Origin of the sequence: Peribacillus aracenensis, assembly GCF_025175645.1 — a bacterium.
Lineage (GTDB): Bacteria > Bacillota > Bacilli > Bacillales > DSM-1321 > Peribacillus > Peribacillus aracenensis.
Window position 1 is genome coordinate 1 of the sequence record NZ_JANZMJ010000107.1, and the last position, 639, is coordinate 639.

Here is a 639-nt window from a genome sequence, read left to right on the forward strand (position 1 = left end):
TCCCCTCTGCTTTAGTCTTTTGTTTGAGATTGCTCTTTGGACGACTTTGGATACTCCTATGAATCGGTAACCTTTTCGACAGTAGGTTAATCCTTTCGCTTCTTCCTCCGGAATTCCTAGTTGAATAAGCGATTTAATTTGTTTCTTCGCTACTTTCCATTGTTTCCATATGATGACCCTAATTCTAGAGCGAAGCTTTGTGTCTATTCGTTCCGTCGTTTTTTTCATGTTTGCCACTCTGAAGTAGTTTACCCATCCAACTATTACTTGGTTCAATTTCAATATTCGGTAGTCTAGTGGAACATTCCAATTTCGCTTTGTCAGTTGTCGAAGTTTCCTTTGAAACTTCTGTACAGAACTTGGATGAGGTTTCACTTTGTAGTGGTTGTTATAGTGTCGTAATAATACCCAAATCCTAAGAATTTCAACTCTTTTGGACGTGAGATTCTACTCTTCTCTACGTTGACTATCAGGCCTAATTTCTCTTCTATAAATCTCACGATTGTGCTCATTACTCGGTTCGCTGCCTTTTCACTTTTCACAAAGATAAGGGCATCATCAGCGTACCTCACGAACCTTAGTCCTCTTTTCTCCAGTTCCTTATCAAGTTCGTTTAACATTATATTACTTAATAGTGGA

The 639-nt window shown here is 38.5% G+C and carries 2 protein-coding genes; both read right to left on the reverse strand.

Features of this window, described 5'->3' with window-relative positions; translation table 11 throughout:
• The coding region (locus N0M92_RS29215) for a group II intron maturase-specific domain-containing protein (RefSeq protein WP_311202615.1) at window positions 1-375 on the reverse strand (375 nt) is incomplete at its 3' end.
• Window positions 372-639: reverse transcriptase domain-containing protein (locus N0M92_RS29220; RefSeq protein WP_260289038.1), on the reverse strand; the 268-nt coding region annotated here is incomplete at its 5' end. The genes N0M92_RS29215 and N0M92_RS29220, both read right to left, overlap by 4 nt.